The organism is Amycolatopsis sp. NPDC004747, assembly GCF_053601335.1.
On sequence record NZ_JBSGBQ010000008.1, the window covers coordinates 218,561 to 232,578 of the forward strand.

Below are 14,018 nucleotides of genomic sequence, written 5' to 3' on the forward strand. Positions count from 1 at the left end.
CGTTCCCCCGCGTGCTCAAGACAGTCCGAGGTCGTGGTCGACGAGCGCGAACAGCTCGTCGTCGGTGGCCGTGTCGAGGCCGCCGGTTCCGGTTTCGCCGTCGTCGTCGCCGAACTTCGCCAGCAGCGAGCGCAGCCTGGCCACCACGAGCCGCCGGTCGCCGTCGGGCAGGTCGGCCCCGAGCGCGGCGTCGACGCGGTCGAGGTCGTCGATGACCGTCCGGCCCTCGTCGCCGTCGCGCAGCAGCTCGTCGCGGACGAAGGCGACCACGTCGGCCGGTGTCGGGTGGTCGAACACCAGCGTGGCGGGCAGCCGCAGGCCGGTGGCCGCGCCGATCTGGTTGCGCAGCTCCACCGCGGTCAGCGAGTCGACGCCGAGTTCGCGGAAGGACCGGCCGGGGTCGACGGCGTCGGCGTAGCCCAGCACGGCCGCGATGTGGGCACCGACCAGTTCGGCCAGTACCCGGGTGCGGTCGGCGCCGGACATCGTGGCGAGCCGCCCGCGCAGCTGTTCGGCCACCCCGTCGGTCCCGGTGCCGGGGTCGGCCGCCGCGCGGACCTCCGGGAGGTCGTCGAGCAGCGGGCGACGGCGGGCCAGCGTGAAGCTCGGGGCGAAGGTCGCCCAGTCCACGTCGGCGACCGTCACCGCGGTCTCGTCCTGGTCCAGCGCCGCGGCCAGCGCGGCGATCGCCGAGGACGGCGGCATCAGGGTGAGGCCCAGCCGCCGCGCGGCCTCGGCGTTGCCGGCCAGGTTCACCATGCCGACGTCGCCCCACGCGCCCCAGGCGACCGAGGTCGCCGTCCGGCCGCGGGCCCGGCGCCAGTGCGCGAAGGCGTCGAGGAAGGCGTTGGCCGCGCCGTACCCCGCCTGCGCGCCGCTGCCCCAGGTACTGGAGATGGACGAGAAGAGCACGAACGCGTCGAGGTCGCGGTCGCCGAGCAGCTCGTCGAGGTGCACCGCGCCGGCCAGCTTCGCGGTGGCCACGGCTTCGAGTTCGGCGTCGGTGGTCGCGGCGATCGGGTTGTTGAGGCTGATCCCGGCGGCGTGCACCACCGTGCGGATCTCCTCGCCGACGTCGGCCAGCACCTTGGCCAGCGCGTCCCGGTCGGCGACGTCGCAGGCGACCACGGTGACCCGGGTGCCGAGCCCGGTCAGCTCGGCTTCGAGTTCCGCGACGCCGTCGGCGGCCGGGCCGCGTCGGCTGGTCAGGACCAGGTGCTCGGTGCCGCCGCGGGCGAGCCACTTCGCGACCTCGGCACCCAGGCCGCCGGTCCCGCCGGTGATCAGCGCCGTCCCGCGGGACACCCACGGCTCGCCGCGCGGGCCGAGCGGCGCCCGGGCGAGCCGCCGGACGTACACGCCGTCGGCACGGACCGCGAGCTGGTCTTCGTGGCCGGCGCCGGCCAGGACCGCGGCGAGCTGCTCGGCGGCCGCTCCCGAGACGTCCACCAGACCGCCCCAGCGGGCCGGCTGTTCCAGGCCGAGCGTCTTGCCGAAGCCCCAGGCCATGGCCTGGGCCGGGCCGGTGACGACGTCGTCGGAGCCGACCGCGACCGCGCCTTCGGTGAGCAGCCACAGGGGCGCCTCGACGCCCGCGTCGCCGAGGGCCTGGATCAGGCGCAGGCTCGCGGTCGCGCCCCGGGGCACGATCGGCGCGGGTTCCTCGTCGAGCGCGAGCAGCGACAGCACGCCGTCGAACGCGCCCAGCCCGGCCAGCCGGGCCGCGAGCTCCTCGCGGCTTTCCGCGCCCACGACCAGTTCGGTGGCTCCCGCGCCCAGTGCCGCCCGCGCGGTCGCGGCCTGCCCGGCGTCGCCCGCGGGCAGCACGAGCAGCCAGCGGCCGGCCGGTTTCCCGGCGGGCAGGTCGATCCGCCGCCAGCCGACGCGGTAGCGCAGGCGGTCGACGTCCGCGCGCGAGCCGGTGTGGACGATCTTCGGCCAGAACGTCTCGTGTTGGAAGGCGTACGTCGGCAGCGGCACCCGGTGCGGCTTCGCCGGGGCGAACACCGCCGCCCAGTCCACCGCCGTGCCGGTCGCGTGCAGCCGCCCGGCCGCCAGCAGCACGGACGCGAACTCCGGGCGGTCGGCCCGTTGCGCGGCGACGAACACGCGCTCGTCCGCGCCGAGCGTCTCCTGCGCGAGCGCGGTGAGGACGCCGTCCGGGCCGAGTTCGACGAACGGGCCGGCGTGCAGCCGCGCGGCCGCCCGGACGCCGTCGGCGAACCGGACGGTGCCGCGCACGTGCCGGACCCAGTACTCCGGCGTGCCGAGGTCGGTCTCGGCGGCGGGCTCACCGGTCACGTTCGAGACGACCGGGATCTTCGGTGCGTGGTAGGTGACCTTCGCGGCGGCTTCGGCGAACGCGGCGAGCATCGCGTCCATCCGCGCCGAGTGGAAGGCGTGGGAAACCCGCAGCCGCCGGGTTTTCCGGCCCTGGTCCCGCCACCGGGCGCCGAACGCGGCGACCGCGTCCTGGTCGCCGGACACGACGACCGAAGCCGGGCCGTTGACCGCGGCGATGTCGAGGCCGGTGCCCTCGACCGCGGCGGCGACCTCTTCTTCCGAGGCCTGGACGGCCAGCATCGCGCCGCCACCGGGCAGTGCCTGCATCAGCCGGCCGCGGGCGGCGACCAGCGCGGCCGCGTCGGCGAGGGAGAAGACGCCGGCGACGTGCGCGGCGGCGAGCTCGCCGATCGAATGGCCGAGCAGCACCCCCGGGCGCAGGCCCCAGCTTTCCAGCAGGCGGAACTGGGCGACTTCGACCGCGAAGAGCGCGGCCTGGGCGTACTCGGTCCGGTCCAGCTCCTCCGGCGTGCCGGACCACATGACCTCGCGCAGCGGCCGGTCGAGGTGCTGGTCCAGGTGGGCGCAGACGGCGTCGAGCTCGTCGGCGAACACCCCGGACGCGGCGGCGAGCTCGCGGCCCATCCCGATCCGCTGGGAGCCCTGCCCGGAGAACAGCACCACCGGCTTGCCGCGGCCGGTCGCGGTCCCGGTGACCACACTCGCGGCGGGCAGGCCGGCCGCGACGGCGGCGAGCCCGTCGAGCAGCTCGTCGCGGTCCGCGCCGGTGACGACCCCGCGGTGGGTGAGCGCCGCCCGCGCGGTGGCCAGCGTGTGACCGACGTCCGCGGCGCGGAAGCCGCCGTGGCCGAGCAGGTGGTCCCGCAGTTCGCGGGCCTGGGCCCGCAGCGCCGCGGGCGAGTCGCCGGACAGCGGCCACGGCGTCACCGCGAGCTCGCCGTCCTCGCCGGCTTCGGCGGTCCCGGCGGGTTCCGGTGCCTGTTCGAGGATGGCGTGGGCGTTGGTGCCGCCGACCCCGAACGCGGAAACACCGGCACGGCGGGGCCGGCCGTGGTCCGGCCACGGCTGCGCTTCGGTGAGCAGGCGGACGTTCCCCGCGGTCCAGTCCACGTGCGGGGTGGGTTCGTCGACGTGCAGCGTCCGCGGCAGCAGGCCGTGGCGCAGGGCCAGCACCATCTTCAGCACGCCGGTGATGCCCGCGGCCGCCTGGGTGTGCCCCAGGTTGGACTTGACCGAGCCGAGCAGCAGCGGCTCGGTCCGGTCCTGCCCGTAGGTGGCCAGCAGCGCCTGGGCCTCGATCGGGTCGCCGAGCGTGGTGGCCGTGCCGTGCGCCTCCACCGCGTCGACGTCCTGTGTGGACAGTCCGGCGCCGGCCAGCGCCTGGCGGATCACCCGTTGCTGCGCCGGTCCGCTGGGCGCGCTGATCCCGTTCGACGCGCCGTCCTGGTTCACCGCCGAGCCGCGGACGAGCGCCAGCACCGGGTGGCCGTTGCGGCGCGCGTCGGACAGCCGTTCCAGCAGCACGAGCCCGGCGCCTTCGCCCCAGCCGGTGCCGTCGGCGGCACCGGCGAAGGTCTTGCACCGGCCGTCGGCGGCCAGCCCGCCCTGCGCGCTCATGCCGACGAACAGCATCGGCGTGGCCATCACCGTGGCGCCGCCGGCCAGCGCGAGCGAGCATTCGCCCTGCCGCAGCGCCTGGGCGGCCAGGTGCAGCGCGACGAGCGACGCCGAGCAGGCCGTGTCGACGGTGACCGCGGGGCCTTCCAGCCCGAAGGTGTACGACAGCCGCCCGGACACGACGCTGGCCGCGCCGCCGGTGACCATGAACCCTTCGTCGGTGCCGCCCGCCTGGTGCAGCAGTGCCGGGTAGTCCTGGTAGTTGGTGCCGACGTAGACGCCGGTTTCGCTGCCGCGCAGGGACTGCGGGTCGAGCCCGGCGCGTTCGAACACCTCCCACGCGATCTCCAGCAGCAGCCGCTGCTGCGGGTCCATGGTCAGCGCCTCGCGGGGCGAAACGCGGAACAGCGCCGGGTCGAACTCCCCCGGGTCGGCCAGGAAGCCGCCTTCGCGGACGTAGGTGGTCCCGGGCTTCGACCGCTCGGGGTCGAAGATCCGGCCGATGTCCCAGCCGCGCTCCTCGGGGAACGGGCCGATGGCGTCGCCGCCGTCGGCCAGCAGCCGCCAGAGGTCCTCCGGGGAGCGGACGCCGCCGGGCAGGCGGCAGCCCATCGCGACGATCGCGATCGGCTCATCGGCGGCGGCGGCGGACGCCGGCACGGACGCGCGCACCGGTTCGCCGTCGCCGAACGCGCGCTCGAGCACGTGGGCGGCGACCGCGAGCGGGGTCGGGTGGTCGAAGACCAGGGTGACCGGCAGGCGCAGCCCGGTCGCCGCGCCGAGGATGTTGCGGAATTCGACCGCGGTCAGCGAGTCGAAGCCCAGCTCGCGGAACGGCCGGTCCGGGTCGACGGCCTCGGCGGAGGAGTGCCCGAGCACGGCGGCGGCCTGCGCGCGCACGAACTCCAGCACCGCGTCGGCGCGTTCGGACGGCGGGACGGCGGCGAGCCGGCCGGCGAGGCCATCGTCGGCGGACGGCTCGCCGGCCGGTGCCGCGGGCACCAGCTCCGCGACCAGCGGGCTGGGCCGGGCCGCGGTGAGCGCGGGACCGAGCCGGTTCCAGTCGAGGTCGGCGAGCACCACGGCGGTGTCGTCGTGGGCGAGCGCGGTCGCCATGGCCGCGATCGCCGTGGCGGGCTCCATCGCGCCGGCGGCGCCGCGGCGGGCCCTCGTCCGCCCGGCCACGCCTTCGGTGGCCAGGCTGCCCGCCCAGGCGCCCCAGGCGATCGACGTCGCCGTCCGCCCTTCGGCGCGGCGGGCGAAGGCGAGGGCGTCGAGGTAGGCGTTGGCGGCGGCGTAGCCGGCCTGCCCGGAGTTGCCGAGTGTGCCCGCGATCGACGAGAACAGCACGAACGCGTCGAGGTCGAGGTCCCGGGTGGCTTCGTGCAGCGCCGCCGCGGCGAAGGCCTTCGGGCGCAGCACGGTTTCGAAGCGCCCGGCGTCCAGCCGGTCGAGGACGCCGTCGTCGAGCACGGCGGCGGCGTGCAGCACGGCGGTCAGCGGCCGCTCGGCCGGGATGCCGTCGAGCACCGCGGCGAGGGCCTCGCGGTCGGTGACGTCGCAGGCGACGACGGCCACCTCGGTCCCGAGCCCGGTCAGCTCGGCGGCCAGTTCGGCGGCGCCCGGCGCGGCGGGTCCCCGTCGGCTGAGCAGCACCAGCCCCTCGGCGCCGGAGCGGGCCAGCCACCGTGCGACGTGGGCGCCGACGACCCCGGTCCCGCCGGTGACCAGCACCGTTCCGCGGGGCTGCCAGTCTTGCGCCGGCGCCTGGTCGACGAGCCGGTCATGGACGAGCCGGTGGCCGAACACGCCCGAGGCGCGGATCGCCACCTGGTCCTCGGTGCCGGTGAGCACCGCCGCGAGCCGGTCGCCCGCGCGGTCGTCGAAGTCGGCGGGCACGTCGATCAGGCCGCCCCAGCGATCGGGGTGCTCCTGGGCGGCCACCCGGCCAAGGCCCCAGACGGGGGCCTGCTCCGGTGCCGTGAGGCGGTCGGCGCGGCCGACGGAGACCGCGCCGCGGGTGACCGTCCACAAGCGAGCGTCCACAGTGGTCAGCAGGGTGGCCGTTGCGGCGAGCGTCGCCGGTGCGGCCGTCAGGCCCGCCGGGTCCAGCGCCAGCAGCGAGAGCACGCCGGCGATGTCGCCCGGCGGCGCCTCGAACGGCTCGTCCGGGCGCAGTTCGAGGGTGACCGGCTCGGCACCGTGGCGGGCGAGCGCGCCGGCGTACGCCGAGGCGTCCACCCCGGGCGGGGTGACGACCAGCCAGGTGCCGGACGGCGCGGCGCCGGCCGCGGCGGGCAGCGGCCGCCACGTGGTGCGGTACCGCCAGTCGTCCGCCACCGACTTCTCGAGCCGGTCGCGGCGCCAGGCCGCCAGCGCCGGCACGACCGCGCGCAGGGCTTCGGAGTCGTCGATCGCCAGTGCGGCCGCGATGGCGCCGGAGTCCCCGCTGTCCACAGCGGACCAGAAGCGGGCCTCGCCGGGGCCGTGCGCGGCGGCAGGGGCCGCGGGGGCCGCGGCCGTGGCGTCGGGCCAGTACCGCTCGCGCTGGAAGGCGTAGGTGGGCAGCTCGGGCACGGCGCCCTCGCCGAACAGGCGGGCCAGGTCGACGCCGAGGCCGCGGACGTGGGCCTCGGCCAGCGACCGGGTGAACCGCCGCAGCCCGCCCTCGTCACGGCGCAGCGAGCCGAAGGTGAGCACCGCGGCGCCCGCGTCCTGCGCGGTCTCCTGGATCGCCGAGGCGAGCAGCGGGTGCGGGCTCAGTTCGACGAACAGGGTGTGGCCGTCGGCGATCAGGGCCCGGGTGACGTCTTCGAAGCGCACCGGCTCACGCATGTTGCGGCACCAGTACGCCGCGTCGGCCGGCTCGGCGAGCACCGCGCCGGTCACCGTCGAGTAGAACGGCACCTCGGCGGCGGCCGGGCGCAGCACGGCCAGGTCGCGCAGGAGCGGCTCGCGCAGCACGTCGACCGCCGGCGAGTGACCGGCGGCGTTGGCGCCCCGGACCTTGCGCACGCGGACGCCGTCCGCCTCGCACTCGGCGGCCAGTTCGGCGAGCTTCTCGCCGTCCCCGCAGACGACGACGGACGACGGGCTGTTGACGACGGCGAGCGAGATCGCGTCGCCCCACTTGGCGATCCGGGCGCCGGTCTCGTCGGCGGACAGCGCCAGCGACATCATCTCGCCCTGGCCCCACACCTCGGTCATCGCGCGGCTGCGCACCGAAATCACCCGGGCGGCGTCGGCCAGCGAGAGCGCGCCCGCGAGGTAGGCCGCGGCGACCTCGCCCTGGCTGTGCCCGGCGACCGCGTCCGGCCGGACGCCGAAGGACTCCCAGAGCCGGGCCAGCGAGACCATCACCGAGAACAGCACGGGCTGCAGCACGTCGATGCGGTCGAGGCCGGGCGCGCCCGGCGCGTCGGTGAGCACGTCGACCACGGACCAGCCGGTGATCTCGCGCACGGCCGCGTCGCACGCCGTCAGCTCCGCGCGGAAGACCGCCGAATCGGCCAGCAGGCCGACGGCCATCCCGGCCCACTGGGAACCCTGGCCGGGGAAGACGAACACGACCTTGCCCGCCGCCGTGGCGCCGGCCGTGCCGGTCACCAGGTTGGCCGCGGGCACGCCGTTCGCCAGCGCGTCGACGCCGTCCCGCAGCGCGGCCGGGTCGTCGCCGACCACCGCCGCGCGGTGTTCGAAGGCGGCGCGGGTCGTGACGAGCGCCCGGCCGAGCTCGGCCGGGGAGGCGCCGGGCTCGGCCAGCAGCGCCCGCAGCCGGGCGGCCTGGGCCCGCAGGGCGGGCGCGGTCCGGGCGGACAGCACCAGCGGGACCGTGGCCGGCTCCTCGGCGGCCGGCGCGGCCGGTGCGGGTGCGGCGGCCTCGATGATCAGGTGCGCGTTGGTGCCGCCGATGCCGAACGACGACACGCCCGCCCGGCGCGGGCGGTCCGCCTCCGGCCACGGCCGGGCCTCGGTGAGCAGCTCCACCGCTCCGGCCGACCAGTCCACCCGGGACGACGGCGTGTCCACGTGCAGGGTCTTGGGGAGCAGGCCGTGGCGCAGCGCCAGCACCATCTTCAGCACCCCGGCCACTCCGGCCGCGGCCTGGGTGTGCCCGAGGTTCGACTTGACCGAGCCCAGCAGGAGCGGCTGTTCCCGGTCCTGCCCGTAGGTCGCCAGCAGCGCCTGCGCCTCGATCGGGTCGCCGAGGCTGGTGCCCGTGCCGTGTGCCTCGACGACGTCGACGTCCTGAGTGGACAGTCCGGCGTTGGCCAGCGCCTGGCGGATCACCCGCTGCTGCGAAGGCCCGTTCGGGGCGGTCAGGCCGTTCGAAGCGCCGTCGGAGTTCACCGCGGAGCCGCGCATGACCGCCAGCACCGGGTGTCCGTTGCGCTCGGCGTCGGACAGCCGCTCCAGCAACAGCAGGCCGATGCCTTCGGAGAAGCCCGCACCGTCCGCGGAGTCCGAGAACGCCTTGCAGCGGTTGTCGGCGGACACGCTGTTGTTTTCGTTGACCTCGAGGAACAACGTGGGCGTGATCATCACGGTGACGCCGCCCGCGAGGGCGAGCGAGCACTCCCCGGCCCGCAGCGACTGCGCCGCCAGGTGCATGGCGACCAGCGAAGACGAGCACGCCGTGTCCACCGTGACCGTCGGCCCCTCGAACCCGAACGCGTACGACACCCGTCCGGAAAGGACACTCGCGGCGTTCCCGGTGCCGATGTAGCCGGCGACGTCCTTGGCGACGGAGGCGAGGAACCCGGCGTAGTCCTGGCCGTTCGTGCCGGCGAACACGCCGGTCCGGCTCCCGCGCAGGACGGCCGGGTCGATCCCGGCCCGCTCCAGCGTCTCCCACGCCACTTCCAGCAGCAGCCGCTGCTGCGGGTCCATCGCCAGCGCCTCACGCGGCGAAATCCCGAAGAACCCGGCGTCGAACGCGGAGACGTCGGTGAGGAAGCCGCCTTCCATGGTGTTCGCGCCGTCGGGGCTGACCCGGGCGAGCGCGTCGAGGTCCCAGCCGCGGTCGGCGGGGAACGGGCCGATGCCCTCGCGGCCTTCGGCCAGCAGCGCCCACAGCTCTTCGGGCGACCCGACCCCGCCGGGGAACCGGCAGGACATGGCCACGATCGCGATCGGGTCGTCGGCGACGGCCGCCGCTTCGACCACCGCGGGCGCGTCGCCGCCACCCAGCAGCTCGGCACGCAGGTGCTTGGCCAGCGCGCTCGGCGTCGGGTAGTCGAACACGAGCGTCGCGGGCAGCTTCAGCCCGGTCGCCGCGCCGACCCGGTTGCGCAGCTCGACCGCCGTCACCGAGTCGAACCCCACGTCGCTGAACGCCTGGTCCTCGCGGACGGTGCCCGCCGAGGCGTAGCCGAGGACGGTGGCGACCTGCGCGCCGACCAGCTCGGTGAGCAGCCGGAGCTGGTCCGCCCGGTTCCGGCCCGCGAGCCGGCGGCCCAGGTCGGAGGACGGCGCCTGTTCGGCCTTCGCGGTGACGGCGAGCCGCCGGACCTCGGGCAGCTCGTCGAACAGCTTCGTCGGGTTGGTCGCGGTGTAGGCGACGTAGTACCGGTCCCAGTCGATGTCGAGGACGCCGAGCGCGTCTTCGCCGTCCTCGACGGCCTGGTGCAGGACGGCCAGCGCGCGCTCCGGAGCCATCTCGGGGACGCCGTGCCGGCGCGCGAGCTCGCCGATGCCCGACTCCGCCATGCCCGCGCCCGCCCACGGCCCCCAGGCGATCGCCGTCGCCGGGACGCCTTCGGCCCGCAGTGCCTGCGCGTAGGCGTCCAGGAAGGCGTTGCCCGGCGCGTAGTTGCCCTGCCCGGAAGCGCCGAAAGTGCCGGCCATGGAGGAGAAGAAGACCAGGGCGGACAGCGGCTGGTCCGCGGTGAGCTCCCGCAGGTTGACCGCGCCCCGCAGCTTGGGGAGCAGGACCCGGTCGACCTGCTCGGGGGTGAGCCCGGCGACGACCGCGTCGTCGAGGGCCGCCGCGGTGTGGAACACCGCCGACAGCGGGCCGGCCTCGGCCAGCACCGCCCGCAGCGCCTCGCGGTCGGCGACGTCGCAGGCGGCGATGGTGACCCGGGTGCCCGTGGCTTCGAGCTCGGCGCGCAGTTCGCCGGCGCCCGGCGCGGCCGGTCCCCGCCGGCTCAGCAGGACGAGGTGGGCGGCGCCCAGAGCGGCCAGCCAGCGCGCGACGTGCGAGCCGAGCGGGCCGGTGCCGCCGCTGACCACGACGGTGCCCTCCGGACGCCAGGCGACGGCGCCCGGCAGCCGGGTGCGCGGCGCCCGCACGAGGCGGCGCACGTAGGTGCCGGACGCGCGGAGGGCGACCTGATCCTCCTGTGAGGTACCGGAAAGGACCGCGGCCAGCGCGCGCCGGGTGCGCTCGTCCGGCTCGGCGGGCAGGTCGATCAGCCCGCCCCAGCGGTCGGGGTGCTCCAGCCCGGCCACCCGGCCCAGGCCCCACGCCGCCGCCTGCAGCGGGCTGCGGACGGGCTCGCCGGCCTCGGCGCGGACGGCACCGGTGGTCAGGCACCAGAGCGGCGCGGTGACGCCGGCGTCACCGAGGGCCTGCACGGTGCTCAGGGTGTCGGTCAGCGAGCGCGGCGCGACGACGCAGCCGTCCCGCCGTCCCTCGGCGAGCGCGGCCAGCGAAACCACGCCTTCGGGCCGGTGGTCCGCGACCGCGTCGGTCAGCTGCTCCGCCAGCGCGGCGCGTTCCCAGTCGCCGACGTCGAGCACCAGCGGTGTCGCACCGTTTTCCTCCAGTGCGGCGACGACGGCGGCGGTGACGCGGGTGCCGGGGTCGAGCACCAGCCAGGTGCCGCCGAGCTGTCCGGTGGGCGTGCCGATGCCCTTCCAGGTGACGCGGTAGCGCCACTGGTCCAGCACGGCGGACTCGCGGTGCTTGCGGTGCCAGGCGGAGAGCGCGGGGACGACGCTGCCGAGGTGCTCGCCGTCGGGGAGGGCGAGTGTCTCGGCGAGGCTGGTGAGGTCCTCCTGGTCGACGGCTTCCCAGAAGCGGTCTTCGAGTGAACCGCCCATCCGGGGCGCGGGCGCTTCCGGCGCCTCGACGGCGGTGGGGAGCCAGAAGCGTTCCCGCTGGAAGGCGTAGGTGGGCAGGTCGACGCGGCGGCCCGGGGTCAGGTTCTGCCAGGCGACGGGGGTTCCGCGGACGTAGGTCTCGGCGAAGGAGGTGTACAGCCGGCGGAGGTCGCCGTGGTCGCGGCGGAGCGTCGGTACCACGGTGCCGGTGATGTCCAGTGCGTCGAGGGTTTGCTGGACGCCGACCGTGAGGACCGGGTGGGCCGAACTCTCGATGAAGACCGTGTGGCCGGCGGTGATTGCGGCCTTGGTGGCTTGTTCGAATTTCACCGTGGCACGGAGGTTGCGGTACCAGTAATCCGCGGTCAGTTCCGCTGTGTCGATCGGTTCGCCGGCCAGGGTCGAGAAGAAGACCGTGTCCACACTGGATGGTTTGACCGGGGCCAGGTCGCGCAGGATCCGCTCCCGGATCGCCTCCACCTGGGGCGAATGTGACGCATAATCCACCGGGACCCGGCGGACGCGGATGCCCTCCGCCTCCCACCGCGCTTGTGCTTCGTCGAGCGCTTCGACCTCACCCGAGACCACCGTCGCCGACGGGCCGTTCACCGCGGCGATGCCGAGCCTGGAGTCCAGGCCGTTTTCCACCTCGGCCACCGGCAACGGGACCGACAACATTCCGCCGGTACCGGCCAGCTCAGTGATTGCTTTCGCGCGCAGGGCAACCACGCGGGCACCGTCCTCGAGGGACAGTGCTTTGGCGACCACGGCGGCGGCGATCTCACCCTGAGAGTGACCAATCACCGCCGCGGGCTCGACACCTGCGCTGCGCCACAACTCCGCGAGCGAGACCATCATCGCCCACAACAGGGGCTGGACGACGTCTACCCGCTCCAACACCGCGGGATCGCCCGAACGAGCCACCTCGGTCAACGACCAATCCACAAAGGACCTGAGTGCTTCCTCGCACTCGGCCCACCTCGCCGCGAACACCGGGGAAGAATCCAGGAGCTCCGCCGCCATCCCGACCCACTGCGAACCCTGGCCGGGGAACACCAGCACCGGGCCGGCGCCGGGGAGCCCGGCCACCCCGGACACGACACCGTCGCGGGCCTCCCCCGCGGCAACCGAGGAGACGCCGGCGACCAGCTCGTCGTGATCGGCGCCCAGGACGACGGCGCGGTAGTCCAGCGCCGCCCGGGAAGTGGCGAGGGAGAACCCGACATCGGCGGGTGAGGAGGTTGGCGTGGTCCACCGCGCAAGCCGCCCGGCCTGCGCCCGCAGGCCGGCTTCCGACTTCGAGGAGAGAACCCAAGGCACGACGGGCATCCCGGCCGCGGCGGGCTTGGCCTGCTCGGCCGAGCCGACGGGCTTGGCCGGGCCGGCGGGGTCAGCGGGCCTGGGCGGGCCGGCGGGGTCAGCGGGCTTGGCCGGGCCGGCGGGGTCAGCGACCGCGGCGGGGTCTGCTGCCGCGGCGGTCTTGGACCGGGCCGGGGGCACAGCCTCCAGGGCGGATGCGGCCGTCCCGGCAGGCTTGGCCACCCCAGCGGGACCGGCCACCACAACCGGCTTCGCTGTTTCCACCGCCCCTGCCGCCTCGGCGACCCCAACCCCGGCAACCGACTCAGCGGATTCGGCGGGCCCAGCCGGTTCAATCGCCGGCGGCGCTTCGATGATCACGTGCGCGTTGGTGCCGCTGATGCCGAACGACGACACCCCGGCCCGGCGTGGCCGGCCCGTCTCCGGCCAGTCCCTCGCCTCGGTGAGCAGCTGCACCTCCCCCGCCGACCAGTCCACCTGGGGCGTCGGCTCGTCCACGTGGAGGGTCTTCGGCAGCCTGCCGTGGCGCATGGCCTCGACCACCTTGATCACGCCGGCCACGCCCGCCGCGGCCTGGGTGTGGCCGATGTTGGACTTGATCGAACCGAGCCACAACGGCCGGTCGCGGTCTCGCCCGTACGTGGCGATCAGGGCCTGTGCCTCGATCGGGTCGCCGAGGCGGGTGCCCGTTCCGTGGGCCTCCACCAGGTCGACCTGCTCGGCCGCGAGGTGGGCGTTGGCCAGGGCCTGGCGGATGACCCGCTGCTGGGACGGCCCGTTGGGCGCGGTGAGGCCGCTGCTCGCGCCGTCCTGGTTGACCGCCGTGCCGCGGACCACCGCGAGGATCGGGTGGCCGTTGCGCTGCGCGTCCGAAAGCCGCTCGACGAGCAGGACGCCGACGCCCTCGCTCCACGCCGTGCCGTCGGCCGACGCGGCGAAGGACTTCGAGCGGCCGCTGGGGTCCATCCCGCCCTGCCTGCTGAAGTCGACGAACGTGCCGGGCGTGGCCATCACCGCCACGCCGCCGGCCAGTGCCAGCGAGCACTCGCGCTGGCGGACGGCCTGCACGGCCAGGTGCAGCGCGACCAGCGACGACGAACACGCCGTGTCGACGGTGACCGCGGGGCCCTCGAACCCGAAGGTGTAGGACACCCGGCCCGACACGACGCTGCCCGCGTTGCCCGTGCTGAGGAAGCCCGCCGACTGCTCGGGCACGGCGCGGACGCCGGAGGTGTAGTCGTGGTACATCACGCCGGTGAACACGCCGGTCCGGCTGCCGCGCAACGACGTCGGGTCCAGCCCGGCCCGTTCGAGCACCTCCCAGGAAGCCTCCAGCACGAGCCGCTGCTGCGGGTCCATGGCCAGCGCCTCGCGGGGCGAGATGCCGAACAGGGCCGCGTCGAACTCCGCGACGTCGTGGAGGAAACCGCCCTCGGTGACGAACCCGGCGCCCGGGGCGGACATCGCCTCGAGGTCCCAGCCGCGGTCGGCCGGGAACGCCGAGATGGCGTCGGTTTCCGCCTCGACCAGTGACCACAGCTGGTCCGGCGAGCCGACGCCGCCGGGGTAGCGGCAGCTCATCGACACGATGGCGACCGGCTCCGTGTTCCGCGACTCGGCCTCGCGCAGCAGCCGCCGGGTCTCGCGCAGGTCGGCGGTGGCCCGCTTGAGGTAGTCGAGGTACCTCGCTTCAGTCGTCACGTGCGTTCACTCCTCGGGACGTCGGGTGG

Annotated in this window: 1 protein-coding gene; it reads right to left on the reverse strand. The window is 75.4% G+C overall.

What is annotated here, in order from left to right:
* Positions 1–15: 15 nt before the first annotated feature.
* Positions 16–13,989, reverse strand: coding sequence for a type I polyketide synthase (locus tag ACWEGE_RS15775; RefSeq protein WP_449661149.1), 13,974 nt, complete (start codon positions 13,987–13,989; stop codon positions 16–18).
* Positions 13,990–14,018: the final 29 nt, after the last annotated feature.